The 26,220-nt window shown below is 42.9% G+C and carries 21 protein-coding genes and 1 tRNA gene; 9 read left to right on the forward strand and 13 right to left on the reverse strand.

Annotated elements, in window-relative coordinates:
- Positions 1 to 63: 63 nt before the first annotated feature.
- From DUL71_RS10800 to DUL71_RS10820, 5 genes are all read right to left on the reverse strand, one after another.
- Positions 64 to 1,803: a thiamine pyrophosphate-dependent enzyme gene (locus tag DUL71_RS10800; protein WP_114938539.1), complete on the reverse strand. Its 1,740-nt coding sequence runs from the start codon at positions 1,801 to 1,803 to the stop codon at positions 64 to 66.
- A 182-nt stretch (positions 1,804 to 1,985) separates the two neighbouring features.
- A complete protein-coding gene (locus tag DUL71_RS10805) occupies positions 1,986 to 3,095 on the reverse strand; it encodes an XdhC family protein (protein WP_114938087.1) in 1,110 nt (369 codons plus the stop codon).
- Between the two features lie 21 nt (positions 3,096 to 3,116).
- Complete coding sequence (locus DUL71_RS10810; protein WP_114938088.1) at positions 3,117 to 5,273, reverse strand: xanthine dehydrogenase family protein molybdopterin-binding subunit; 2,157 nt, start codon at positions 5,271 to 5,273, stop codon at positions 3,117 to 3,119.
- Positions 5,274 to 5,302: 29 nt separating this feature from the next.
- Complete coding sequence (locus tag DUL71_RS10815; RefSeq protein WP_114938089.1) at positions 5,303 to 5,911, reverse strand: c-type cytochrome; 609 nt, start codon at positions 5,909 to 5,911, stop codon at positions 5,303 to 5,305.
- A complete protein-coding gene (locus DUL71_RS10820; RefSeq protein WP_112570478.1) occupies positions 5,908 to 6,378 on the reverse strand; it encodes a (2Fe-2S)-binding protein in 471 nt (156 codons plus the stop codon). Before DUL71_RS10820 ends, DUL71_RS10815 begins: the two co-directional genes overlap by 4 nt.
- Before the next feature lie 345 nt (positions 6,379 to 6,723).
- On the opposite strand from DUL71_RS10820, the gene DUL71_RS10825 reads away from it, so the two are divergent.
- Both DUL71_RS10825 and DUL71_RS10830 read left to right on the forward strand, forming a co-directional pair.
- Positions 6,724 to 9,168, forward strand: coding sequence for a T9SS type B sorting domain-containing protein (locus tag DUL71_RS10825; protein ID WP_161964415.1), 2,445 nt, complete (start codon positions 6,724 to 6,726; stop codon positions 9,166 to 9,168).
- A 189-nt stretch (positions 9,169 to 9,357) separates the two neighbouring features.
- A tRNA-Leu gene (locus DUL71_RS10830) sits at positions 9,358 to 9,439 on the forward strand.
- Positions 9,440 to 9,673: 234 nt separating this feature from the next.
- Here the strand turns inward: DUL71_RS10830 and DUL71_RS10835 are convergent.
- The 4 genes from DUL71_RS10835 to kdsA all read right to left on the reverse strand — a co-directional run bounded on the left by DUL71_RS10835 (position 9,674) and on the right by kdsA (position 14,464).
- Entirely contained in the window at positions 9,674 to 11,077 is a 1,404-nt protein-coding gene (locus tag DUL71_RS10835; RefSeq protein WP_114938091.1) for an undecaprenyl-phosphate glucose phosphotransferase, read from the reverse strand.
- 208 nt (positions 11,078 to 11,285) lie between these two features.
- Positions 11,286 to 12,617: a nucleotide sugar dehydrogenase gene (locus DUL71_RS10840; RefSeq protein ID WP_114938092.1), complete on the reverse strand. Its 1,332-nt coding sequence runs from the start codon at positions 12,615 to 12,617 to the stop codon at positions 11,286 to 11,288.
- Between the two features lie 111 nt (positions 12,618 to 12,728).
- Positions 12,729 to 13,664 carry a KpsF/GutQ family sugar-phosphate isomerase gene (locus tag DUL71_RS10845; protein WP_114938093.1) on the reverse strand — a complete coding sequence of 312 codons (936 nt, stop codon included), beginning with the start codon at positions 13,662 to 13,664 and terminating at the stop codon, positions 12,729 to 12,731.
- A gap of 23 nt (positions 13,665 to 13,687) precedes the next feature.
- Positions 13,688 to 14,464, reverse strand: a complete 777-nt coding sequence (gene kdsA, locus DUL71_RS10850; RefSeq protein ID WP_114938094.1) for a 3-deoxy-8-phosphooctulonate synthase — start codon at positions 14,462 to 14,464, stop codon at positions 13,688 to 13,690.
- 176 nt (positions 14,465 to 14,640) lie between these two features.
- Between kdsA and DUL71_RS10855 the strand changes: the two genes are divergently transcribed.
- The 5 genes from DUL71_RS10855 to DUL71_RS10875 all read left to right on the forward strand — a co-directional run bounded on the left by DUL71_RS10855 (position 14,641) and on the right by DUL71_RS10875 (position 18,083).
- Positions 14,641 to 14,970 carry an ArsR/SmtB family transcription factor gene (locus tag DUL71_RS10855; protein WP_091207357.1) on the forward strand — a complete coding sequence of 110 codons (330 nt, stop codon included), beginning with the start codon at positions 14,641 to 14,643 and terminating at the stop codon, positions 14,968 to 14,970.
- Positions 14,971 to 14,976: 6 nt separating this feature from the next.
- A complete protein-coding gene (locus tag DUL71_RS10860; protein ID WP_114938095.1) occupies positions 14,977 to 15,396 on the forward strand; it encodes a VOC family protein in 420 nt (139 codons plus the stop codon).
- 107 nt (positions 15,397 to 15,503) lie between these two features.
- Positions 15,504 to 15,992 (forward strand): VOC family protein, encoded by a 489-nt coding sequence (locus DUL71_RS10865; RefSeq protein WP_114938096.1) that lies wholly within the window; start codon positions 15,504 to 15,506, stop codon positions 15,990 to 15,992.
- Positions 15,993 to 16,016: 24 nt separating this feature from the next.
- A complete protein-coding gene (locus tag DUL71_RS10870; RefSeq protein WP_114938097.1) occupies positions 16,017 to 16,517 on the forward strand; it encodes an SRPBCC family protein in 501 nt (166 codons plus the stop codon).
- Positions 16,518 to 16,703: 186 nt separating this feature from the next.
- Positions 16,704 to 18,083: an MFS transporter gene (locus tag DUL71_RS10875; RefSeq protein WP_114938098.1), complete on the forward strand. Its 1,380-nt coding sequence runs from the start codon at positions 16,704 to 16,706 to the stop codon at positions 18,081 to 18,083.
- A gap of 66 nt (positions 18,084 to 18,149) precedes the next feature.
- Here the strand turns inward: DUL71_RS10875 and DUL71_RS10880 are convergent, their stop codons facing one another.
- A complete protein-coding gene (locus tag DUL71_RS10880) occupies positions 18,150 to 19,388 on the reverse strand; it encodes an MFS transporter (protein ID WP_114938099.1) in 1,239 nt (412 codons plus the stop codon).
- 354 nt (positions 19,389 to 19,742) lie between these two features.
- Between DUL71_RS10880 and DUL71_RS10885 the strand changes: the two genes are divergently transcribed.
- Together DUL71_RS10885 and DUL71_RS10890 are read left to right on the forward strand one after the other, a co-directional pair.
- Positions 19,743 to 20,339 (forward strand): TetR/AcrR family transcriptional regulator, encoded by a 597-nt coding sequence (locus DUL71_RS10885; RefSeq protein ID WP_114938100.1) that lies wholly within the window; start codon positions 19,743 to 19,745, stop codon positions 20,337 to 20,339.
- A gap of 256 nt (positions 20,340 to 20,595) precedes the next feature.
- Positions 20,596 to 22,959, forward strand: coding sequence for an alpha-L-rhamnosidase-related protein (locus DUL71_RS10890; RefSeq protein ID WP_114938101.1), 2,364 nt, complete (start codon positions 20,596 to 20,598; stop codon positions 22,957 to 22,959).
- Positions 22,960 to 23,087: 128 nt separating this feature from the next.
- Here DUL71_RS10890 and DUL71_RS10895 read toward each other — a convergent pair whose 3' ends face one another.
- The 3 genes from DUL71_RS10895 to fucP form a co-directional block, all read right to left on the reverse strand.
- Complete coding sequence (locus tag DUL71_RS10895; RefSeq protein ID WP_114938102.1) at positions 23,088 to 23,699, reverse strand: MCP four helix bundle domain-containing protein; 612 nt, start codon at positions 23,697 to 23,699, stop codon at positions 23,088 to 23,090.
- A 108-nt stretch (positions 23,700 to 23,807) separates the two neighbouring features.
- Positions 23,808 to 24,830 carry a LacI family DNA-binding transcriptional regulator gene (locus tag DUL71_RS10900; protein WP_112570447.1) on the reverse strand — a complete coding sequence of 341 codons (1,023 nt, stop codon included), beginning with the start codon at positions 24,828 to 24,830 and terminating at the stop codon, positions 23,808 to 23,810.
- A 110-nt stretch (positions 24,831 to 24,940) separates the two neighbouring features.
- Complete coding sequence (gene fucP / locus DUL71_RS10905; protein WP_114938103.1) at positions 24,941 to 26,176, reverse strand: L-fucose:H+ symporter permease; 1,236 nt, start codon at positions 26,174 to 26,176, stop codon at positions 24,941 to 24,943.
- Between the last annotated feature and the right edge of the window lie 44 nt (positions 26,177 to 26,220).

Raw genomic sequence — 26,220 nt, forward strand, 5'->3', positions numbered from 1 at the left:
TGTAAAAAAAGCAGGTGGCGAAAATTCAATCTTCCGCCACCTGTAATTTATTGTATTTACGCGTTAATCAAATATCTCGGGCAAATGCTTATAGTTGCCTTTTACAGTTGCTAAAACCTCATCAAATTTACCACCAAGCATCATTTTGGTCATAGAAACAGCCATACCCGCAACCATTTTAAGTTCGATATGCGGAGGGAGGGCGAGAGCTGTTCCGTCGGTATAAACATTCACCAACACAGGGCCAGTATAAGCGAAAGCTTCGGCTATGCCCTGTTCAAGATCCTGCGGATCATTTATTGTGATCCCTTTTATACCCATTGATTCGGCCACGAGCGTAAAATCAGGGTTGTGCATGTCCACTTCAAAATCAGGCAAACCCATTACCTCCATCTCAAGTTTCACCATACCCAACGCGCGGTTATTAAACACAATAATTTTTATGGGCAGATTATATTGTTTGATAGTCGCCAAATCGCCCAACAACATAGAGATGCCTCCATCGCCACACATAGCCACTACCTGCCTGTCGGGGCAAGCCAACGAGGCCCCTATGGCATGCGGCATAGCATTGGCCATAGAGCCATGAACAAACGAGCCGATCATAGAGCGACGACCGTTTGCGCTGATATGCCGGGCACTCCAAACGTTACACATACCAGTGTCACAGGTAAAAATAGCATCGTCAGAAGCATATTCGTCCACCAAAGCCGCCAGAGCTTCCGGGTGGATAGCGTCATGTTTGCCATAGTCTTTAATATAAGCTTGCTGCTGTTCTTTCACTTTTGCATGTACGTGCAGCTGAGCGTCTAAAAAGCTTCTGTCGGTTTTTTCTTTAAGTAAGGGGATTAAAGCTTTTAAAGTAGATTTAATATCGCCATAAAGGCCCATATGCAATTTGGCCCGCCGACCAAGGTTTTCGGGTTTGATATCAATCTGCACTATCTTTTTATCCTGCGGATAGAAAGGTGTGTAAGGAAAATCGGTACCCAAAAGGATGACCAAATCGCTCTCATGCATACTATGATAAGCGGCTGGCAAGCCAAGCAAACCAGTCATACCAACCTCGTAAGGATTATCGTGCTCCAAAAACATTTTCCCACGGAAGGAATAACCAACCGGGGCTTTTATTAACGCGGCAAGCTCTACAACTTCATCGTGTGCATCGGCACAACCAATACCACCAAAAATGCAAACCTTATTGTGACGATTGATCAGATCAGATAGTTGTACCAGCTCTTCCCACACCGGCGTAATATTAGCCTTGCAAAAAAAGTTGTTTACAGATGAGTCAATTTCTATAGCATCTTCCCCGGCCACATCGCCCGGAAAGCCCAATACGCCAACACCCTTACGTTGAATAGCCGTTTGAATAGCGGCCTGTGCCATACGCGGCACCTGCTTATTATTGGCGGCTACCTGGTTGTAGTAGCTGCAATCATCAAAAAGCTTAATAACATTGGTCTCCTGGAAATAATTACTGCCAAACTCCTTGGTGGCACAGGTTGACGCAATAGCCAGAACAGGGGCTCCTGAACGGTGGGCATCATAAAGTCCGTTTACCAAATGCACATGCCCCGGACCACTACTGCCTGCACAGCAGGCAAGGCCACTTAATTGCGCATCTGCCGAGGCTGCGAAAGCACCGGCTTCTTCATTACGTACGTGGATCCATTTTAATTCGGGCGTTCTGCGGACGGCATCGTTAAGTTCGTTCAAACTATCGCCCGTAATGGCGTAAATGCGCTTTATGCCCGCTTGTATCAGCATATCTACAAGCTGTTCAGCTACTTTTTTTGACATGTTTTTTTGTTTAACGTTAGTGATGTAGTGATTTCTAAAGATAACACCAAACACATGCCATTGTTAAAACATTAAAAGTCAAATATTTGTAATAAGAAGCCTTCTTGATATATCGTGATTTTGCGATAACAGTCTGAAATATCGCAAATACCTGATCGGGATCTCTTTATATGTTCCGCCTTTTAAGCGCTGTGGATCAGACTTGTTTTATATTTCAACGAGTTTCCGTTTCGTGCTGCAAACACCGCTTTTATTTCCGCTACAATTGATAATGCGATCTCTTCTGATGTTTCCGAGCCGATATCCAGACCAACCGGCCCGTAAATGGCTTCCAGATTTGCTGGGCTAACGAATGTCCCCCCTGTCTCCAATTCATCCAGCATGCGCTCCAGTTTTTTCCGGGGACCTAAAATTCCGATATAAGAAGTTTGTAAGGGTAAAATGGATTTCAGAAAAGCAATCTCGTAATTATAATTATGCGTCATCAACACAAAGGCTGTCCATTCGTTTATTTCAAGGTTATGCAGAACCTGATCGGGTTTTGCAATTACTATTTTATTTACTGATGGGAAGCGTTCTGCTGTAGCATAACTGGGCCTGCCGTCAACCAAAGTAATATTCCAGCCTAATACCGAAGCTATTTTTGTTAAGGGCATAGCATCATTTCCCGCGCCGATAATGACCAAAGAGATTAAAGGCTTAACGCATTCAATAAATGCGGTATAGTCATTATAGGCAGTAACGGACGAACGCTGATTATCCAGTGCATTTCTGGCATCCTCCAGCAACTCATTCTGATATGGCAATGTTTCTAATCCGTTCAACAAAGTTTCATGTCCAGTCAGGCATAAACACGATCCCGGTTGCGGAGCCTTACGGTCGGTCATAGAGAATACCGTAACTAAAACTGTGTATCCGCGTGAGGCTATTACTGCTTTCAGCAGAGTTATCGGGTTAGGTTGCCTGTCATTAATAGGTTCTATGAGGATATGTATGATACCATTGCAACCGAGGCCCACGCCAAGTTTGGCATCGTCGTCATCCATCGTATCATAGGTAACCAGAAGCGCCTCCTGCTGTAAAATAACCATGCGGGCTTTGCGCAAGGCGTCCCCTTCCAGACAGCCACCACTTATGGCACCTGTTAGCTGACCATCTTCGGTGATCAGCATCCGCGCCCCCGCCCTACGATAAGCCGAACCTTCAACAAGCACCACCGTAGCCAGAGCCGTCCTTTTGCCCGATTTTACCGCTTGCTCAAAAGCCGCTACGATGTCAATGATTTCTTTCATGTACAAATCCCTGATACTTTATTAAACAGCATTCATATTAAATGGCAGCTTCCTGATACGGTTACCGGTAAGGTCATAAATAGCATCGGTAAGTGCGGGGGCAAATGGTGGTAAGCCAGGCTCACCTACACCACCGGCATCCGCCGTATTTTCCATAATATGTACTTCCACCGGCGGTGCATCACTCATTCGCGGCATCAGGTAATCGTAAAAGTTATTTTGTTCAACCAAGCCATTTTTAAAGGTGATCTCGTGTATAGTAGCTGCACCCAGGGCCATCACAACCGAACCTTCTACCTGTGCCCTGATGATATCTGGGTTAACGTACCATCCGCAATCCATTACAGCCCAAACTTTATCTATCTTCACTTTGCCTTCGGCATTCCTGGAAACTTTTACTATCTGCCCTACGGTAGTTTCAAAGCATTCCGTAATTGCTACGCCGTAGCCCTGATTTTTTTGCCTTGATTTCCATCCCGAAACCTCTTCCATCTTGTCAATCAATCGCTGGCAACGCTCGTCTTTCAGGTATTTCCTCCTGAAATCCAACTGATCCTGCCCGGCTAAAACGGCCATCTCATTCATGAAACTTTCGTAAGCAAAACCATTGGTTGAGGCATAAACAGAACGCCACCACATATTGGGCAACGGCATTTCATAAGGCACATCAGCAAAACTGATATTTTTTATGCTATCGTAGTAAGGCTTTAAAAAACCTTCGGATGTGCTCCCGTTTGCTTTGCCACGTGCAGGACCGTTCCAATGATCAATATTTTGACCGGCCATTTTGAATTTCAGTGTGCTTATCTCCCCGTTTTCAATTGCCCCCTGGCCGCGGTAGGAAATACCGGCACGATATGGCCCTTGTTTTATATCATCTTCTCGCGACCATACTACCTGAACCGGTGCGCCAATCTCTTTCGAGATTGCTACAACCTCATGGGTATAATCCAAAAAGGCTTTTCGACCGAAACCGCCGCCTAAAAAAGTCATATTAACTACTACCTTATCTTTCGGCATTTTGAATTTAGTACTGATATCGTTCAACACCCAATCCGGCGCCTGTATCGGCCCCCAGATCTCAATTTTGTCCGGCTGATAATATGCCGCGCAATTTAAAGGCTCCATAGCAGCATGCGACTGATATGGCGTTTGATAGATCACGTCGATCTGCCGCGTCGCCTTAGCTAATGCGCCATCAGGATCTCCTTGTTTTTTGTGCGATATCCCTTCTTCCTTTTTGAGCAACTCTTCATGGGCGTTGTAGATATCAGCGGTATTTACGTGCTCAAAACCGCTATCATCCCATTCAACCCGCAATGCTTTCCTGCCTTGCATGGCAGCCCACGTCGAATTGGCAATAACCACCACACCATCACGCGTGGTATTAAAAACCATCATTTGTATTTTAAATACCTTCTTGACACCCGGAACTTTAAGGGCTGCTGAATCATCAAAGCTCTTTACCTTTCCTCGCAACCTCGGGCTTCGTTCAACAGCCGCGTGCAACATACCTGGCAGTTTTTTATCCAGGCCAAAAATAGCTTCGCCATTGGTTTTCATTGGCGTATCAAGCCGGTTGAGTGGCTTCCGGATCAATTTATATTCCGAAATATTTTTAAGTTTTACATCTTTCGGCGGTGAAAGCTTCGAGGCGTCCGTTACCAGTTCACCGTAATTGAACTTTTTACCGGAAGGCTTATGGATCACATGGCCTGATTGCGCATAACACTCACTTGCAGGAACACCCCACTTGTTGGCTGCCGCGCTAATAAGCATTTCACGAGCAGTAGCGCTCAAATTAAGCAATTTTTTATACGATCCCCTAATGGTAGAGCTACCACCGGTAATCTGACTACCATATTTATCAGGATCGCCTATGGCGAATATGACATTAATATCCTTCAGATCTACCTCCAGTTCTTCGGCAATAATCTGAGGTACCGACTGGTAAGATCCCTGCCCCATTTCGGCACGGTGATCAGTCAGCGTAACCTTGCCATCTGTATCTATCCGCATCCAGGCGTTAAATTCAAAACCCGACTGACCTTCGGCCGAGGCGGCGATCAGTTCTTCATTTTTTGCATTGGCCGGAAAATAAAAGCCTAAGCACAGCGCTGTTCCTGCCAGGCCAGACACCCGCAGAAAATTCCTTCTTGATATTGAGTTGGTTTCCATAATGGCTACTCTAATTCGTTCAAACCTTTTTATTTTGCTTTAGCCGAAGGGGCATACGCGCCTTTTGCTATCCATAAACGCACCTGGGCGGCAAAAGCCGGTCTGCTCATTGGCGGCAAGGTACGGCCATCTCCGGGATGCCAGGCCCAGCCAACCAGGTCATCATGAGCCATATGTTCAATCAGTTGTGCTTTTGTGCGTCCACCGTTTTGTTTTGGATCCAACAGTTGCAGGGCCAATTGACGTGGGGTACGCCCCTGGAATACCATACGCATATTAGCCGGTGGCAATCCCCATTTTGGATTCCCGGGAGGCATGTGTAAACCCGCAGTGTTCTCGGCTTGGTGACAATTACTGCAGCGCACCGAATAAAGACCCTTTCCATCTGCTCCGCGTTTTACATTCATGGTATGGATATGGCTATCATCACCCTGTAATGGTGAATCGCCTGCGGGATGGCAATTCATACAGCGAGCACTTTTTAATACGGTATAAACAGACATAAAGGCCTTTACTGAGCCAACACTGTCTTTTGGTAAAACCAGATATTTATCAGTTTTTACAGTTTCGGGCCGGAATGATAGTGTGACTAAACCGGTGATTGATGCAATCAGAATAATGACGATCAGTTTTTTCATAGCTTGGCTCCTTCCGTCTGCATTGCGGCAGCCTTATGGATCGCAGCTCTGATACGTTGGTATGTACCACAACGACAGATATTACCAGACATAGCATCATCGATATCCTGATCGGATGGGTTTGAGTTTTCACGCAACAATATCGCACCAGACATGATCTGTCCAGACTGGCAGTAACCACACTGCGGAACATTCATTTCATTCCAGGCCAATTGCAACGGATGATCATTGTTTGCCGAAAGTCCTTCGATTGTTACAATACGCTGGCCGGCGGCGCGGTTTAACTTGGTTACGCATGACCTTACCGCTTCACCATTAAGGTGAATTGTGCAAGCACCGCATTGAGCGGCTCCGCACCCGTACTTGGTGCCTGTTAAACCAAGAATATCCCTAATAACCCACAGCAGCGGCATATTGGGGTCAGCATCTACCTCGTGGTGTTGCCCGTTTACAGTAATATTGATCATGATACAATAATTGGTACAGTAAATTTAGCTTAAAAAATCCAATATGAATATCGCGCATCTGATACTTTTTCAATTACGATATTCAAACCAAAACTTACGTTTTTCAAACAGGTGAGTGTTTTGAGTAGCATTCAACCACTTCAATAGCAACATATCAGTATTATAATATTACTTTAACATTAACTTGGTGTTGGCGGATTTAATTTGAAAAACATTAAACCTTCATCTTATGATAACACCTACAAATCAACCAACCTGTCATGAGCGCTTCAGCTTATTTATTTGCCAATGAAAGCGAAGCCTTTTGTAAATATTATAACAGGGGCTTTATTTTGTCTTAGTTTTATGGTTTCCGGGATATCGAATGTAAACGCAGAAACATTTGTTGTAACCAACCGAAGCGACTCCGGCCCCGGTTCATTAAGGGAAGCGTTAAGCTTAGCGAACACTAACGGCGAAACTGAAACAGATTATATAATTTTTAAGCTACCCGGTAATACCGTCGCAGATAAGACAATAACAATCCTATCAGCGTTACCTCAGGTTAACACCCCTGTAATCATCGATGCATCTACACAACCCGGCGACTTGCTTTCGGCAAATGGGGCCAAAGTAATTATAGAAGCTTCGGGGCCTTTTTTTGATACCGGCGGTACCCTGGCCAACCGAAGCGATTGTTTTTTTGTAAGCGATGGAGCCTCTGTTTTTGAGTTATATGGTGTAATTATCAGGAACTTTAAATCGCGGGAGACATTTAATAAATTATCTTCCGGAGATGCTGTATTTGCTGATGACGCGGCTATCCGGATGATTATAGGCGCACCCGGAAAAGGGAATGTATTTTATAATAACGGTGGGGCCATAGAGGCTCAGGGCATCACAAACTATATTATCCAGTCAAACTTTATCGGTCTGCTGGAAGACGGTATTCATTTTGGAGATAAGGTTCAGATAGGCATAGCCTTGGCGCCTGAAAAAAATTGCCTTATTGGTGGAGATAACGCTGATGAAGGGAATATAGGTTTCGGTGATTTTGACTTCGGAAATATTTATGCCGGTATCAACCTGGTTATCAAAAACAATATCTTCAATGCAAACCAAAAGTTTCAGAGAAGCGGCCCGGCGGAAGCCTTGATCAAAGATCAGCATTTCCAGGTGTATATATTTGCAAACCTACCAACTAACCCTCCCAACTCTTCGGCAATTGAAGTTTCCGGCAACACATTCGGCTGCGGCCTCCAGATTTCAAAATGCACGGGTATTAAGATGTCAATCTCGAGGAACTATTTTGGCGCCTCTGCCGGTCAAACCTCAAAATTACCGGTATATACTGCTTCGATAAATATCAATCAAACCACGGGAACCATACTTGTAGGCGGAACGGATATCCAGCACGGCAATACATTCACCGGCGGGGTCGCTGATCCGGGCATTAAAGCCACTATACAGGCAACAACCAGCGACAAAATTGAATTATCGCATAACAGTTTCTTTTGTAATGAAAAACCCGCATTTTCATATACGGATAAAGGCCCCGGCCAAAAACCTCTTGAAGCACAGATTGCTTCAGTAACCGCAAATTTAGTAAACGGACAAACAAAACCCGGCGCAAGGGTTGAGCTGTTTTATACGGATGTTGATTGTACCGGCTGCGAACCCAAGGCTTTTTTGGCTACTGTAATGGCCGATAACTCGGGCGCATGGCAATACACCGGCAATATAAAACCCGGCTATGGAATTCTTGCCGGCGCTACGCTCAATCAGGTCAGTTCAGAGTTTACCAACATTGTGATATACACAAATCAGGTTTCGATAAAAAATGCAGGCTGTGCTACCGGCGGTTCAATATCAGGCGTAACAATAGTAAACGCTGATAATTTTGAATGGGTAAATGAGGCTGGTGTAGTAGTTGGCAATCATGCTGATTTAAACAATGTTCCAGCCGGACGATATAGATTATTGGCAAGGCAGACGTTTTGTACAACTTACAGCCCTTATTTTGAAATTGAGAACATTCCTCCCCTTACTGTAGTCAATGGCTCCGGAACAGTCTTTAATGAGCAATGCGGCGAAAAAAATGGACACATAGAAGGCATCAAAGTTGCAGACGGAACCGAACCTTACACTTATACATGGTCTGCTAACGCTAACCAAATACCCGGCTCATCTCCCTACTTAAACAATATTAGCGCCGGCACATACCAACTTATAGTTTCTGACGCAGGAGGATGCTCACTAAGCCCATTAACATACACAGTACAAAACGAAACCACGAATATCTCTCCGCCTGTAACCAAAGAGCTTGTGAATTGCAATGGGACAGTAACTATTGAAGTACAGCATCCTGTTCCCGGCTACTTGTATCGTCTTTATGATTCCCCGATGGGCGAATTCCCATTACAACAGAATGCCGATGGCAGGTTTGCATTACCCGCAGGAAGTAATGGCACCTATTATGTTGTTCAGGCTATAGGAACATGCGAAAGCCTGAGATCGGCAGGTGTTGTTAGCGGCATAACGGCGCAAAAATTAACCATACCTAACACAATAACACCCAACGGAGACGGGATAAATGACACCTGGACCATCAACGGACTTGTAAACTTTCCAAACGCGCTTGTACAGATCTTTAACCGCTATGGGGCGAAAGTTTTTGAATCTATCGGATCATCGCATTTATTTGACGGTACCAGTAAGGGTAAGCCTTTGCCGGCAGGTGTTTATTACTTTGTTATCAGCCTATCAAAAGGATGCGATTTAATGTCGGGTGATATAACTATTCTCAGATGAAACATAATGGCCCGCGCAGGCTAATGCTGTTTATATTTGTTTTCACGCAGTGTTAACCTACTTTGAGCAACTAAAAAAGTATGTGTTAAAAATTAATTCCTACTAAATGAGGACGATAGCGAAAAAATGAAAATTATGTTTTTAAGTTTACAATTAAACACTATCTTTGCAGCCTGTTAAATTAGAAACGCGGAAGTGGCGTAATTGGTAGCCGCACCAGACTTAGGATCTGGCGCTTCACGGCGTGGGGGTTCGAGTCCCTTCTTCCGCACAGAATGCAAAAGCCTCATTAAAGCAATTTAATGAGGCTTTTTTATGTTTTTATACTGTGCATTGATCTAATTATCTCCATAAATACAATTAGCAGAAAAAAACCACATCTAACACAAAGTCCACCTATCGATGAAAATATAATCAAAATGCCGTGTCAATTTGTAGCTATTAAGCTTAATTGACACGGCATTTTGATTATAAGAAGTATTCCGACTCCTATCAGGAAATAATATTAAAACGCGTTCTTCTCGCCTTTAAACACGTTCCAAACAGTTAAGAATATAATCTTCATATCTAACAGGAACGACCAATTTTCGAGATACCAAACATCGGCCTCTACACGCTCAAGCATAGCCTGGGTAGTTTGTGTTTCGCCCCTTAAACCTGATACCTGCGCCCAACCGGTAATACCTGGCTTAAGGAAGTGCCTCACCATAAAAGTATCGATAAGTTGCGAATACTGCTGCGTATGGCTGATCATGTGCGGCCTCGGGCCAACTATAGACATGTTACCCAATATCACGTTAAAAAACTGAGGCAATTCGTCGATACTTGTTTTACGGATAAATGCACCGGACTTGGTTATGCGCGAGTCGCCGCGTGTGGCCTGTTTTTTATCCGAATCGTGATTAACCCGCATACTACGGAACTTATAACATTTAAACGGCTTATTATCCCTTCCAGAACGTTCCTGCACAAAGAAGATAGGCCCTTTTGATTCGAGCTTAATAATAATTGCCAGTATCGGGAATAGCCAGCTAAAAATAAACAGGATAACAAATATCGAAAAGCAGATATCAAACAAGCGTTTGATAGAGCGGTTCAGCATATTCTCCAAAGGTTCAGGCCTTACTGAAATGATGGGAATGTGCCCAAAGCTCTGTATAAAGGTTGGCTTTTTTGCGTAATCATAATACTCGGGTACAAACTTAAACCTGATGAGGTTTTTGTCGGCGTCAAGCATGAGTTGTTCAATTTTAGTAGCCTCAGAGTTGGGAAGCGTACAAAATATCTCGTCAACCTTATTGTTGAGCACGTAGCTTATACAATCATTAGTTCCGCCCAGATAAAGACTTTTATCCAATACACTGCTTGCCCCGTCATCAAAAAAGCCAAGCAGGTTGTAACCACGCTCGGGGTTTTGCTTAAAAAAGCTATATAAATCCGACCCAATGCGGCCGCCACCTATAATAATAACGGTACGCGTATCAATAAGGGTTGCACGATCGCTTTTACGGATGCTCAGGAATATTAACTTCCACAATCCAAGCAGGAAACCAAATAGGGCCAGCGAATAAAAGAGGTATTCGCGTGTTATAAAATAAGCGTTAGTTCCGATTAATATAATGATAGTGAAGCAAATAAAGCTTACAAATAGCAGGTAGGTTTTAATTACGCCCCGATAAGTTTTAATTGAATCTTTATTGAGTACATGTTCATATAAGCCGGTAATGTTTGCAGATAACAGCCAAATGAGATTGAAAACCAATACAATAGGTAGATATTTCCTATTGTTAATCCAAAAAATGTATGACCGGTCTTCGATGAAGTAAGAAATTACCATGCTCATATTAAGAATAATATAATCGATGGTAAGGTTCACTGCTTTAATAAAAGTAGCGTATCTGTGAATCATGTATATGGGCTTATGTAGTATGCAACCTGTTAAAATTACTATAATTATTCATAAATAACAATGTCATAATTAAATGAAGACACAGTTACGAATGTATTATTTTGACAGCCACAAAATTAGAAATTAAGAAATTTATTCAAAATGAATTCTCTGTTAAGAGTGAGAAAAAGTGAAATTTTATATGAAAAAATAATTGTATAAAAAACATTTACAACCGTCCATTTACAACATCCTTGTTTAAAATACCTTTTATGTCGTAAATTATTGATGACGAAGTATGTTTTAAAGCAAGATAGTCGATATCGTAAAACTCATGGTGCGCCACAGCCATAACTATGGCATCGTAAGCACCTGTTAACTCATGGTAATTTTTCAATGTGGAGATCCCATATTCCCTTTTTACCTCCTCAGGATCGGCCCAGGGATCGTAAATTTCGCAGGTTGCGTCAAAACCATCGAAGCCTTTGATAATATCAATTACCCTGGTATTACGTACATCCGGGCAATTTTCTTTAAACGTAAATCCAAGCACAAGGATCTTTGAGTTTTTGACCGAAATATCATTCTTAACCATCAGCTTAATAACCTCAAGCGCTACGTAGGTGCCCATACCGTCATTAAGTCTTCGGCCCGCCAATATAATTTCGGGGTGATAGCCCATTTGCTGTGCTTTTGCCGCAAGGTAATAGGGATCAACACCTGTGCAATGCCCGCCTACAAGGCCGGGTTTGAAATTCAGGAAATTCCACTTTGTACCCGCGGCAGCTAATACCGCATGGGTATCAATATCCATGATATTGAATATTTTAGCCAGCTCATTTACAAAAGCGATATTGATATCACGCTGCGAGTTTTCTATTACTTTACAAGCTTCGGCAACCTTAATAGCTGGAGCTTTGTGCGTTCCGGCCTTTACTATGGTTTGATACAGGGTATCTATAAAATCAGCAGCTTCGGGCGTAGAGCCAGATGTTACTTTTAAGATATTGGTAAGGGTATGAACCTTGTCGCCCGGATTGATGCGTTCCGGCGAGTACCCCGCAAAAAAATCGCTGTTGAATAACAGTCCCGACTCTTTTTGTAAAACAGGAACACAAACCTCCTCGGTTACCCCTGGATATACGGTAGATTCATAAATAACTACATCCCCCCTTTTCAATACACTTGCTATCGACTTACTCGCCCTGATAAGCAAGCTCAGATCTGGCCGGTTATGCTGATCAGTAGGTGTAGGAACAGAAACAATATAAACATTACATGAAGCGATGTCCGATAAATCAGAGGTAAACGTAAGCCCTTTACCATGCTCCTTTAACGCTAAAACTGCAGATAGTTCGTCAGTGCTGGTTTCGAGGGTCCGGTCAAAAGCACCGCTCAGCTCGTCAACCCGGCTTTGTTTAACATCAAAACCTTTTACGGGATATTTTTTCGCAAATTCAACTGCAAGAGGCAGCCCAACGTAGCCAAGGCCAATTATTGCAATATGGATATTTGCAGGAGCCAGGAATGTATTGGTGATCGGGTTTGATTGATCAGGCATTTATTTAGTACGGTAGAAGATTATAGATACCGGTAAAGTTAATTAAATATTACCAAAATCAGTTATTCCCAATCCAAAGACCAAACAATCAAAGCTATTTAAAACCGAGTTTTATGCGCTATAGATCTGGTAAACACCAGATATTGATCTCTCTTCGGGAAAGCCCACCAGCAGTGTAGTGATCTTTTTTTCGAGCATCAATTGCTCGGCGTACCCTACAAACTCCTCTTCGTCAATTATAACAGGGTTCACGGTCATGATTTCGGGGATAGATAAAGTTGTAGTATCCGGGTGCTTAAGTAAGGCCCTCCTGAGATCGCCATCTGTTACTACCCCTCTTATCCGTGACGCGTCACCTACCATAACCATACCTAACCTGCCTTCCGACATACGTAGCAGTAAATCCATAAACGAGGCGTCTTCGTTTATAAAAGGCAGTTTATCGGTACGCATCAGGTCTTTAACTTTTACCAGCAATTTACGCCCCAGGCTACCTCCCGGATGAAAACGGGCAAAATCATGCTGCTTAAAGTTGCGGGACTCCATAAGGGCAATAGCCAGCGCATCGCCCATAACTAAAGCCGCCGTGGTTGATGAAGTAGGTGCCAGCTCGAGCGGGCAAGCCTCCCGCTCAATTTTTATATTTAAATGATAGTTGCAGTTTTTAGCAACCGTTGAAGCCGGATTACCTGTAATGCCTATCATTACATTTTTATTCCATTTTAAATATGGTATAAGCTTAAGCACCTCATCGGTTTCGCCCGAATAGGAGATCAGCAAAACGGCGTCATTGGAACTAACCATACCCAGGTCGCCGTGAAACGCCTCCCCCGGATGCAAAAAGAAACTTGGCGTACCGGTGCTGGCCAATGTAGCCGCTATCTTTTTACCAATAAGACCGGATTTACCAATGCCAATAACTACAAGCTTACCGGTTGATTGAAGAATTGCATCAACAGCCGCCGCAAAAGTATCGTCAATTAAACCGGCCACATGCTGCAGCGATTCAATTTCAATATCAAAAACCCTTTTCGCAATATCTTTCATAGATCCGGATATTCAAACAAAAATTACCCGATCAACGGAATTATAGTTTTCTCCAGGTCATGAAGCTTAACCATGTTTGGGCCATCACTCAGGGCATTATCAGGATCGGGATGGGCTTCCATGAAATATCCGTCGGCACCAAAGGCTTTGGCAGCAAGGGCCATCATCGGTACAAAAGTACGGTCGCCGCCAGTTTTGCCACCTGCACCACCCGGACGTTGTACCGAGTGTGTACAATCCATACAAACCGGATGACCGAATGCCTTCATATCATAGATATTCCTGAAATCTACAGCTAAATTATTATAACCGTACATGTTACCACGCTCGGTTAATATTACCTGGTTGTTACCTGCTTCAATAACTTTCTGAGCCGGGTAAAACATATCATGCCCTGAAAGAAACTGGGCTTTTTTAACGTTAACTATCTTGCCGGTTTCAGCAGCCGCAACCAAAAGGTCTGTCTGGCGGCATAAAAATGCGGGAATCTGTAATATATCTGCAACCTCAGCAACGATAGCTGCCTGGAATGGCTCGTGAATATCTGTAGTAACCGGTAAACCAAAACGCTGCTTAACATTCATCAGCATTTCCATGCCTTTTTCTAAACCCGGTCCGCGATAAGAGTGAATTGATGTACGGTTGGCTTTATCAAATGATGATTTAAAGATCACCGGTACATTATACTTCTGCCCTATTTCGGCAACCTTTTCGGCAACGGTATATAATAACTCCTGGTTTTCCATTACACAAGGACCAAGAATAAAGAACGGCTTTTGGCTTATTTGTTCAAACAGCATATTATAAGGATATATTATCTGCCACAAAGATGATGATTTTTTTGAGAATGCGTACAGACCGGTCTGTCTGCTTTTGCTCTACTAACTATCAGATAAAAAATCTAAGAAAAAATTTGCGTAAGTGATTGCTTACATATAAATTTGTAAGCAATCACTTACATATCAATATTATTCAGATGAGACGAGACGTTTTTCAGGCTATTGCCGATCCAACCCGCAGAGATATCATTAACCTGATAGCGTTTAAGCCCATGAACCTGAACGCCATAGCAGATAACTTTGATGTAAGCCGCCCGGCCATATCGCAGCATATAAAGATTTTAACCGAATGCGGCCTCATCGCCATTAAAAAACAGGGCCGCGAAAGATATTGCGAGCCTCGACTAAAACAACTTGATGAAGTAGCCCGATGGGTGGAACGTTATCGTAAGGTTTGGGAAGAAAAATTTGACGCCCTTGACGACCTGCTTGAAGAATTAAAAAACAATGATAAACCTTTAAAATAATCAATTATGACAAAGCAATTTTGGATCAACCTGCCCGTAAAAAATGTAAATGTATCTAAGGAGTTTTTCAGCAAACTTGGCTTCCGGTTTAATTCGCAATTCGGGAATGGCCCAAATTCTGCAGCTATGCAAGTTGGGGAAAAAGATGTTATCGTTATGCTTTTTGATGAGGCTACTTTTAAGGGCTTTGTTGAAAATTGTGGCCTTGCGGATACCGCAAAAGGTGTTGAAGTCCTGCTCTCTATCGATGCGGAAAGCAAGGAAGAAGTTGACCAGTTAGCACAAAAAGCCGTTGATGCCGGCGGCAAAAGCAGCCACAAGGCCCGCGAAATGGACGGCTGGATGTACGGATGCCTGTTTACTGATCCTGATGGTCACAGTTGGAATGTACTCCATATGGACATGAGCAAAATGCCAAAAGGATAAAAAAATCAATTTGTCGCTATCGCCCTCTTATCTCGTCGTTTTTGCACCCTATTAACCCCTGATGATGCCAGTAACTTTGAGATATCAAAAGCAACAAATTTTAACCAATGGAAACATTTAAAGCAACCCAGAAAGTAACTCCTTTTTTATGGTTTAACGGCAACCTTGAAGAGGCATTGAAATTTTATACTTCAGTATTCAAAAATTCAGAAAGCGAAGTAAGTTCCCTTACCGACCCAGGCAATGGCCGTAAAATGATAGTAGGCACATTCCGGATAGAAGATCAGGAGTTTTTGGCTTTGGACGGCGGACCGATGTTCAATTTTTCGCCTGCTACTTCATTTTACATCAACTGCAAAAACCAGGAAGAAATTGATTACCTGTGGGAGGCTTTACCTGCCGGCGGCGGCAAAACCAATCAATGCGGTTGGCTCGACGATAAATTTGGCGTTACCTGGCAAATTGTTCCGGAAGTGATGAGCGAATTGCTTTACAACAATGAAAACCCAGAAAAAGCTAAAAGGGTTATGGCTGCCATGATGCAGATGACCAAAATGGATATTAAGCTTTTGCAGGAAGCTTATGATAATGATTAACCAATCACCTAAATAAAAAACACCATGATCACCACAAAAAATCAAACCGGCATTAAGGCCGAACCAGGCAAACAGGAGCTTTTTATAACCCGTGAATTTGAAGCTCCCCGCGAACTTGTTTTTAAGGCTTTTACAGATCCTGATCTTATTGTAAGATGGCTGGGACCACGCGACCTTAAAATGCGCATAGATAAATATGACTGCCGCAACGGAGGCGCTTACCGCTACATTCATACAGATCCGGCCGGTAACGATTATGGTTTTCACGGGGTAATACATGATGTAACTGCGCCGGAACGTGTTATCCAAACATTTGAGTTTGAAGGCCTACCCGAAAGCGGCCACGTAACACTTGAAACAACCCGGTTTGAGGCACTTCCTAATAATCGGACAAGGGTAACCGTTCAGTCAGTTTTTCAATCTGTAGCCGATCGTGACGGCATGCTGCAATCAGGCATGGAACGCGGTGTTAATGATTCTCACCAGCGTTTGGATGAGCTTTTTGAAGCAGAAGAAATAAAATGACGCTACACTATATCATATGTTAACCTGATCAGCTTTACTTCAGAATAAAAGCCATCAGGTTAACAATTTTTCTTTCTGATCTTGAAACTCATAAGTCACGCAAGGGTCAATAAACATCCTATCTTAACAAACCATTGAATAGTACCATTCCCGGTGCAAATTGATCCTTAACTTTGGAGGCTTCTTATGAATCAAAAAACACGCACAAACCCTCCGGGCTTTGGTTGGGCGGTATTAACTACCAGTCTGGCTTTTGTAGTAGCTCAGCTTGATGTTTCCATCGTCAATATTGCCTTACCAGAAATAGCCAAAGCATATCGCGCCGGCATTAGCACATTGCAATGGGTAATTGATTCCTATACACTTGCGTTTGCCGTGCTAATGCTATCGGCAGGTAGTCTTAGCGATCTGTTAGGATCAAAAAGGATCTTCCAGATAGGCCTGATCATTTTCGGAATCGCGTCTGCAGGCTGCGGCTTGGCGCCAGACGCGCTTACGCTCATCATTTTCAGAATTGCGCAGGGTATCGGCGCCGCCATGATGATTCCCAGTTCACTTGCATTACTCAATCATCAATTCGCACATACGCCACAGCTTCGTACCCGCGCCGTTGGCTTATGGACAGCAGCCGGAAGTGCCGCCCTTGCCGCAGGGCCAACCATTGGTGGCTTACTGATAGCGTTTAGCAACTGGCGGTATATTTTTATCGTTAATATTCCCATTTGTATTATTGGCTATATCCTGAGTTTTAAAATGGAGCAGACTGCCAAAACAAGCAAAAAAAGCTTTGACCTTGCAGGGCAATTTACCTGGATGCTATCGATAACCACATTAATTAGCGTGATCATCGAAATACCAAGACTTGGGTTCGGCAGTGTATTCATCTGGGGCGGATTGATATTGAGCTTACTGTTGTTCGGTGTGTTTTTATGGATTGAGCACAAAGTAGCGCACCCCATGTTACCATTCCATTTGTTTAAGTCGGGAAAATTTAACTCACTTTTAGTGCTGGGCGCTGTTTTAAATGGCTCTTATTACGGTACTGTTTTTATCCTGAGCCTGTATTTGCAAAAAGTACTTAATTACCCTTCACTTACTGCCGGGTTCGCTTTCCTGCCGCTTACTATAGGTTTTGTTATATCCAACGTTATCAGCAGCCGTGTAATTAACCGTTATGGCATTCAAAAGCCCATAATTATTGGGCTCACTATGTTTGCAGCCGGCTTTGCAGGGTTATTTATAGCTCATGAGCATACCCCCTACCTATACTTGTTCCTTCCTTTCCTGATCATCCCGATGGGAATGGGGCTTGCCGTACCGGCTATGATTAACGGCATCTTATCAAGTGTAGATAAAACCCTGTCGGGTACGGCCTCGGCTATATTAAATACATCAAGGCAAACAGCCGGGGCTATAGGCGTAGCCGTTTTTGGCGCCATGGCCGCCGGAGGATCGCTTGCAATTTTAGGCGCGGTATCCAAAAGCGCTGCCATATCTATTGGCTTAACAGCTATTGCCATGCTTTTAGTAACAAGAGGGTTGAGAAAAACAAAGGCTATAAAATAACCATAACATAAAAAAGCCGGCAAAATACTTACCGGCTTTGAATGTTTCTTAGCATAAGTTATTAAGTTAAATCGCGACTTCCGCGTTTAAAATAACAGCCGCCTCCTGTTGTTTTTGATGTACAGCCCTTGCCCTGATGAAAAGAACAAGCGTAATGACAGCCAATATTGCGAAGGATAAATAAGCGGTTCCTAATAACTGTTGATTTTTAATAGCCATGAGGTTCACGATTCCGTAGCTAAAAAATGAAGTTACGATGTAAAGCGATCCGCCGGTTACACCACTTGCAATGCCTGCGTTTTTAGAGAAACGGCCTAAACAGTAAGCAAATATATTATTGAATATGAAGCCAGATAAAAGGTGAACCAAAGCAGTGAATGCCATCAGGGTAAATAAATTTGTTTTAACCCCTGCTGTAAATACCATTAAAGCAGCAAAGCCTAATTGTAAAGCAAGCGCTACCGATACCTTTTTAACAAGCGGCTTTTTAATGAGTGTTTTGGATATGATCCCACCTGCCATAAGCGATACCCCGGAAAGCAGCGAACAGTATCCAGTTACCACAGGCGAAAAATGAAATACGTGTTCGATAATAAATGGGCTGCTCATACCATATACTACCAGCATGGCGTAACTCAGGGAGATCAGGATCAGACCTAAAGAAAAATCAAAGGTTTTAATGGTAGAAACATAAACCTGTAAAATACTTTTTGCTTTGAACGGATGATAATTTTTCAGCGATTCGCCACCGTACATGAGTTCCAAAACCAGGAGCGACAGCGTAGCTATCCCAAGGAAAAGGAAATTTGATTGCCAGCCAAAAGCAGCTTCAAGATAACCGCCGATAAATGGCGCTACAATAGGAGCCGTAGCCCAGATGATAGAAAAAAGACTGGTATAATGCTTCAACTGTTCGCCTGAGTACATATCTACAAAGTATGCCCTTTTCCCTACTACAATAAGCGCGACCGTAATGCCCTGCAGAACACGCATAGCATAAATAACGTTAATATTATGAGAAACCGCTATGGTAAAACTCGCCAGCGCGAATACCAATAGGGAAATTGTACCTATGCGGTAGCGACCAAAGCTATCAAGCAAACTACCTACAAACAGCTGACTAACGCCCGAACTGATCATAAAGGCGATAAGCGAAAGCTGAACGGCCGAATTATTTACAGCCAACTCACGGGCCATTGACGGCAAAGAGGGTATATAGATATCAGTGGCAAAGCCCGAAAGCGGGATCAGCGCGAACGCTAAAACCGTGCTGATACCCCTGTGATGTTCCTTTATAAGTTTCATAACTGAGTGTTAAAATTTGATTAAAATCAAAACTTGTTAATTGTGTGTTTCTTTATTACCGGCAAACAAAAGTAGACTAAATGGTTTATTAAATAAAACTATTTAGTCTACTTTAAACGATAATTACATTGCGATGTCAATCATTCATTTAGCTGCTTTACCAACGCGCACTTTAATAAAATCAATGTAAAAAAACTGAGCAGCAACGGTATACCATCGCAATCAAATAAAATACAACACCCTATTTTACAGAACATTATAATAAATAAATTCCAAACATCATTTAAACTAATAGTTGCATCACTTTACTTTTTTAAACCATTTAGTCTATATTTGTATAATAAATAATTGAAAATGAACAAAGGCGAGCAAAAAAGGCAATTCATTATTGAGCAGGCGGCCATTTTATTTAATGAGAGGGGAATTGCCGGAACATCAGTTGATGATGTTCTTGAGGTTGCTAATACCAGCAAGGGATGTTTTTATGGTCATTTTGAAAGCAAGGATGAGCTGGCGCAAGCCGCTGTCGACTACCTTTTAGGCAGGTTAAACGACCGCAGGAACAACACCATAAATAAACACAAAACTGCGATTGCGAAAATCGGCGCAGTTTTGGATAACAGTAAAAACCCGCTTAACAGTTATATTGAAGGCGGCTGCCCTATCGTAAACTTTTCTACAGAAACTGATGACACCAATCCTGCTATCAAAAGCAAGATAAAAGAAATGGTTACTACAGCCATTACCACTATTGCCAATGTTATTAAAGACGGGATTAAAAACGGCGAGCTCTCAAACGCAATAAACCCCAGCGAATTTGCTACACGGATGATGCTTTCGATAGAGGGCGGCAACGCCATGTGCAGGGTGTTAAACAGCACAAAGCCAATGCAAATCATGATCAAAAGCCTGAAGGCTGAGCTGGCGTCGTATGCCCTGGTTAAAGCATAATATCGCAATCAGCAATATCTGAAACCATAATTTCTTCTTTTCGTTTTCCCCCACTCTGGCTCCTGTATGCTTACCCTCATATAAACGGGATCTTAATGTCCCCTCCCTTAGTATTAAACACCTCCATCGATAAAAAAATCAAAAATCATGACAAAATGCTAAATCGATTTAATTATATTAGTCGAACCAATTTTATGATTTAAACATACAGGTAAAACCAACCTGAGCAATCACCAATAAAACCAATTAAATCTGCATGAAACGTTTGCTACTTTCTATTTTATCAGCTGCAATTCTCCTTTTAACACACAACAGTAACGCACGACCGGTTCAGCCACCGGAAGACCGGACGTGGAACGCACAATGGATCTCCGCACCCGGCATCACCGGAAATGAATATGGTATTTACTATTTCCGAAAAAACATCGAGCTCGCTAATAAACCGGCAAGGTTCATTATTAATGTATCGGCCGATAACCGGTATAAGCTCTATGTAAATGGCACATTGGTATCGCTCGGACCGGCCCGTGGTGATACCTTTTATTGGAACTATGAAACTGTCGACATTGCACCGTATCTCGTAGCCGGTAAAAATACGGTGGCTGCTTTAGTATGGAATGAGGCACAATATCGTCCTGAAGCACAGATCAGCGTACGAACAGCATTCATTATTCAAGGCAGCACAGCAGCCGAAGAAATCCTGAATACCAATAATACCTGGAAAAGCACACAAGATAGAGGGTATCAACCCATCTGGGGCTATTTTGCCGCCAGCAACGGGGAGATGGTGGATATGAATAAATCAATCATGAACTGGTATGCGCCAGATTTTGATGATAATAGTTGGCCTAAAGCGGCTAATCTTTTCGGCGGACAATTGAAAGGGCAATGGGATGGTTTCGGATGGCAATTGGTGCCTTCATCAATTCCACAACGGGAGTTGGTCTATGAACGGATCCCAACCGTACGTAAAGCCACCGGAATGGATATTCCTCCAACTTTTCCTGGCACCAAAGCACCGTTAACCATTCCTGCTAACACTACGATTACTATGCTGCTTGATCAAGTACATCTTACAAATGCCTACCCTACTATAAATTTCAGCGGAGGAAAAGATGCCGGCATCTCCTTAAGCTATGCAGAATCGCTTTTTGATAATTTAAGCAAATACAACATGCGGAAAGGTAACCGTAATGATGTGGATGGGAAAGATTTTTCGGGCAGAAAGGATAGTCTGATCTCCAATGGCGACAAAGGACAATCATACACTACGCTCAATTTCCGCACTTTTCGTTACATCCGTTTAATTATTCATACCCAAAACGAACCCTTGGTTATCAACGATCTGTATGGCACCTTCACAGGATATCCATTTAAGCAAACTGCCGTTTTCAATACCGATAACAAGGAGATAAAACAAATCCTTGATATTGGCTGGCGCACCGCCCGGTTAAACGCCGTTGAAACTTATACCGATTGCCCGTATTACGAACAGCTACAATACATCGGTGATACCCGTATCCAGGCCATGATTTCTTACTATTACAGTGGCGACGACCGCCTGGCCCGCAACGCCATTAACCTGATGGACCATTCTCGTTTGGCCGAAGGTGTTACACAAAGCCGCTACCCTACTCATGATACCCAAATTATTTCAACCTTTTCGTTATGGTACATAGGCATGCTACATGATTACTGGATGTACCGCGGCGACAGCACTTTTATTAAAGATAAACTGGAGGGCGAAAGAGCGGTATTAAAATTCTTCAGTCAATATCAGCAAGCCGATGGTTCATTAAAAAATACCCCGTACTGGACATTTGTGGATTGGGCCAGCGGTAAAAACTGGGAAATTGGATCACCGCCCAAAGGCACAGATGGTAGTTCGGCCATAATTGACCTGCAGCTATTGTGGGCCTACCAATGGGCTGCCGCAATGGAAGCCAAGATGGGATTGCCTGATTATGCCGCTTTGTACAACAAACAGGCTGCTAAGCTTAAACAAACAATCCAACGCAAATACTGGGACGCTACAAAAATGCTCTACGCCGATACCCGGGACAAAGACCATTTTTCGCAGCATGCCAATTCGTTGGCTATACTTACCGGCATGGTAAAAAATGCAGATCTGCCGGTATTGTCTAAAAGATTATTGAGCGATACATCCTTAACCCAATGCACCATTTATTTTAAATATTACCTGCACCAGGCTTTGGTAAAAGGCGGTTTAGGTGATGATTATATGAACTGGCTGGATATCTGGCGCGAAAACATTAAAATGGGGCTAACCACCTGGGCCGAATATTCAGATCTTAAATACAGCCGTTCGGACTGCCATGCCTGGGGCAGTAGTCCCAACATCGAATTTTTCCGAACAGTTTTAGGCATCGACAGCTATTCGCCGGGATTTAGTAAGATAAAGATTGAACCACATCTGGGAACAATAACCAAAGTAAGCGGCGAGATCCCTCACCCTAACGGAAAGGTTGCAGTGAGTTACGCTCTGGAAAACAACAAGTGGAGAATAAAGATCAATTTACCGCAACGCACATCCGGTATTTTTGTATGGAGGTCAAAAACATACATGCTTAAAGGCGGTGAGAATGTGATGGTTATTTAAGAAAATCTCCGATCGTCATTGCGAGGAACGAAGCAATCCCCGATTAGCAGGTTCGCCCTGTATAGTTCGCGATTGCTTCGTACAGCAATGACGATTTTTAAAAGTTGTAATCAAAGACTTACGAAGTTTCAATTCATCAAATGCCGTTCGTCCTGCCGTAATATCATCTGTTCCCTGGCACTTAGCAGTACCATGATAAACAGTCCGAGTAAAATGCAAACCACAACACCAAAGTTGGCTGTCAGTATGCTTGAGCTCACATTCCTTTGCCCGCTTTGCAGCAAGCGGCTACTTTCGCCAACCTGTATCGCTATCAGCTGATCAAGCGATTTAAGCGCCTGGGTAAAAACATACTCCGCGTTATTTTTGTCCGCCTCCTGTTTCCGAAGGTTACTCAACTGAACGCGGAAAGCCTTCCACTTTACCGATTCTTCCTTCGTTAATTGAGTAGCTTCATATTTTTTCGCCAGTGCTTCTATAGCGGCATAATTACTACTGATTTTAGCCTGGGCATCCGGGGCCGATGCCGCTGCAGTCAGTTTATTTTCATAAAGCCTGTTGCTTATTTCATGCACAAAAGTAGCCGGCAGCAACCGATCATTCATAATGGAAGTCAGTGTTTTATCTAATGCTCTTACATTGTCACGGCCATTCCAGTTAGCCAATAAAAGCATGGCTGTGAGCACAGCTAAGGCCAAGACCAATCTTGCCTTATTTTTTATAATAAAAGCCCGTGTCATAACAGTAAATTTTTATTAAAGATAATAAAAGGATGCCCGGTTACAGAAAACCTATCCTCGGCAAGTGTATCACTTACGCCTGCTAATATATGGTTCTTTTAAAATTAATCAATCTTTTAAACCGGACGACGAACCCCTGATCTGGAGATTGGTTTTAAGAATTATAGAATGCGAAGCTGTGCTAACTCCTTTTGTATTAAGTTTTTTGAGCAAAACTGTGATCACATTATCAGCAATTTCATCAACCGGCTGAGCAATAGCGGTTACCGGCGGCGAGTACAGCTTAAAAACGTCATAATCATCAAATGAGATAACTGCCATATCATCAGGTACTTTTACACCCAGCGTACTAAATATCTTTAATCCGCACGTGCCCACATGGTTGGTGCCAAAAACTACCGCGTCCAGGTCTTTATGCTTTTTGAAAAAGGCTGTCATTGGCTTAATGATCATTTCCTCGTCCTGGTTAAAAACTATTTCTTTAACTACTGGTGTAAAACGGCTCTCCTTCAGCGCATCCTTATACCCCTGTACACGGGCCATCATTTGTGTTTGCGAGGAAGCAAATGTAACAAAGGCTATATTTTTATAACCCTGCTGTATTAAATGTCGAGTGGCGTTATAGGTGCTGAAAAGGTTATCAATTTCAACATAATCGGTATTTACTTTAGGTAGATGCCTGTCGAACATCACCACCGGTAAACCATCTTTAAGCAGTTGTTCTACATCATCTTCAATACCCTCTGGCGGGGCGATAATATAACCATCCACATGCCTGTCACGAAACATATTGATGAGTTCCTTGGTTTTTTGGGTATCGTTGTCGGTACTGCAATAAATTATCTTGTAGCCATTTTTATAAGCCCTATCTTCAATAAGCCGGGCAATGCTGGCAAAAAATGGGTTTGAAATATCCTCAACCATTAAACCAATGGTATTTGACTTACCGGTGCGCAAACTTTTAGCCAGCGAGTTAGGTTTATAACCTACCTCTTCAACGTATTTGGTAACGCGCTCCACCAGGTCCTCACCTATCCGCTTTTCTTTGGCCCGGCCATTCAGTATAAATGATACTGTGGTTTTAGAAACCTTTAATTCATTGGCTATATCAACAATCGATAGTTTTTTCACTCGGCTAAAAATTGGCTAAAATCAAATATAAAATATAATAGCTCAATAACCATAGATTATTGAGCTATTATTGGCCAAAATATAAAAATAAATCGATTAAGCTACTTTGATTATATACCTTGCTTGTTAAGCTTCGGATAACTGATACCGAATAAAAATATCACCGTATAACAAATGATAGGCAGGTAATAAGCTGTAGCTACATTATGATTAGCAATTAAGCCCATAATAGGTGGAAACAAGCCGCCCCCAACAACCCCCATTACGATAAATGAGGACGCGTTTTGGGTTTGAGCGCCTAAGTTTTTCAAGCCAAGACTAAATATGGTTGGGAACATAATGCTGAAAAAGAAGTTGATAAACAGCAAAGCCACAAACGAAACCACGCCAAAACCTTGCGCCACAATGATACACATCAGGATATTGCCCAGCGCAAATATCGACAGCAATTTATTGGGCGCTATGTAACGCATCAGGAAGGTGCCAATAAAACGGCCGGCCATCATCATCACCATACTTAACGAAAAATAATAACCAGCATGCTCATCTGTCAGGTGCATGATCTCATGGCCGTAGTTAATGAAAAATGCCCATGTACCGCCTTGGGCAGCTACGTTAAACAACTGAGCTATAGCAGCAAAAACAAAATGCTTTTTCTTGAACAGGCTCTCCTGAACGTGTCCCTCACCGGCAACAGCGTATGAATCTGTAGCCACTACATGCGGATCCTGCAATGGCGGAACTTTTAAAAATGAAAATGCTACGCCCACTAATGCTATCACCGCGCCTATTACAATATACAGATGCTTTACCGATATCAGGTCGTTGGAATGTTCCTGCCCTCCTTTTAAAACAAAATAGCCACCCAACAACGGACCAATCACGCCGCCAACCCCATTGAAGGCCTGTGAGAAATTGATACGCTGATCGCTGGTACGCTGATCACCCAGTGAAGCAACAAAGGGATGGGCTACAGTTTCAAGTGTTGCGAGGCCACAGGCAAGTACAAATAACGCGATCCGGAAGAAGTCAAACGATTTAGCATCGGCCGCCGGAACAAACAGAAATGCGCCTGCAGCATAAAGTCCGAGACCTAAAAGCACACCATTTTTATAGCCGAATTTTTTCATGAACATACCAGCCGGGATGCCCATTACAGCATAAGCGCCAAATAATGATAGCTGTACATAGGCAGAGCGCGACTTTGAAACGTGCAAAACATTCTGAAAATGCTTGTTCAAAGTATCACCGAGGGTCATGGCTATCCCCCAGAGCATAAATAACGAAGTAACAAAAATGAGTACTACAAGGAACTTACGTTCTGTAAATTGAGGTTTGGTATCCATTGTGCAGGTTTGTGTGTTAATTGGGTCGGTAAATTAGTTTAAAA

The organism is Mucilaginibacter endophyticus (assembly GCF_003351025.1).
GTDB classification, from domain to species: domain Bacteria; phylum Bacteroidota; class Bacteroidia; order Sphingobacteriales; family Sphingobacteriaceae; genus Mucilaginibacter; species Mucilaginibacter endophyticus.

Coding starts and splice junctions, on each gene's coding strand:
- DUL71_RS10885 (WP_114938100.1), top strand. CDS start 19,743: ATGAACAAAGGCGAGCAAAAAAGGCAATTCATTATTGAGCAGGCGGCC.
- DUL71_RS10875 (WP_114938098.1), top strand. CDS start 16,704: ATGAATCAAAAAACACGCACAAACCCTCCGGGCTTTGGTTGGGCGGTA.
- DUL71_RS10800 (WP_114938539.1), bottom strand. CDS start 1,803: ATGTCAAAAAAAGTAGCTGAACAGCTTGTAGATATGCTGATACAAGCG.
- DUL71_RS10840 (WP_114938092.1), bottom strand. CDS start 12,617: ATGCCTGATCAATCAAACCCGATCACCAATACATTCCTGGCTCCTGCA.
- DUL71_RS10825 (WP_161964415.1), top strand. CDS start 6,724: ATGGTTTCCGGGATATCGAATGTAAACGCAGAAACATTTGTTGTAACC.
- DUL71_RS10890 (WP_114938101.1), top strand. CDS start 20,596: ATGAAACGTTTGCTACTTTCTATTTTATCAGCTGCAATTCTCCTTTTA.
- DUL71_RS10895 (WP_114938102.1), bottom strand. CDS start 23,699: ATGACACGGGCTTTTATTATAAAAAATAAGGCAAGATTGGTCTTGGCC.
- DUL71_RS10880 (WP_114938099.1), bottom strand. CDS start 19,388: ATGAAACTTATAAAGGAACATCACAGGGGTATCAGCACGGTTTTAGCG.
- DUL71_RS10835 (WP_114938091.1), bottom strand. CDS start 11,077: ATGATTCACAGATACGCTACTTTTATTAAAGCAGTGAACCTTACCATC.
- DUL71_RS10805 (WP_114938087.1), bottom strand. CDS start 3,095: ATGAAAGAAATCATTGACATCGTAGCGGCTTTTGAGCAAGCGGTAAAA.
- DUL71_RS10855 (WP_091207357.1), top strand. CDS start 14,641: ATGAGACGAGACGTTTTTCAGGCTATTGCCGATCCAACCCGCAGAGAT.
- DUL71_RS10820 (WP_112570478.1), bottom strand. CDS start 6,378: ATGATCAATATTACTGTAAACGGGCAACACCACGAGGTAGATGCTGAC.
- DUL71_RS10860 (WP_114938095.1), top strand. CDS start 14,977: ATGACAAAGCAATTTTGGATCAACCTGCCCGTAAAAAATGTAAATGTA.
- fucP (WP_114938103.1), bottom strand. CDS start 26,176: ATGGATACCAAACCTCAATTTACAGAACGTAAGTTCCTTGTAGTACTC.
- DUL71_RS10810 (WP_114938088.1), bottom strand. CDS start 5,273: ATGGAAACCAACTCAATATCAAGAAGGAATTTTCTGCGGGTGTCTGGC.
- DUL71_RS10870 (WP_114938097.1), top strand. CDS start 16,017: ATGATCACCACAAAAAATCAAACCGGCATTAAGGCCGAACCAGGCAAA.
- DUL71_RS10815 (WP_114938089.1), bottom strand. CDS start 5,911: ATGAAAAAACTGATCGTCATTATTCTGATTGCATCAATCACCGGTTTA.
- DUL71_RS10845 (WP_114938093.1), bottom strand. CDS start 13,664: ATGAAAGATATTGCGAAAAGGGTTTTTGATATTGAAATTGAATCGCTG.
- kdsA (WP_114938094.1), bottom strand. CDS start 14,464: ATGCTGTTTGAACAAATAAGCCAAAAGCCGTTCTTTATTCTTGGTCCT.
- DUL71_RS10865 (WP_114938096.1), top strand. CDS start 15,504: ATGGAAACATTTAAAGCAACCCAGAAAGTAACTCCTTTTTTATGGTTT.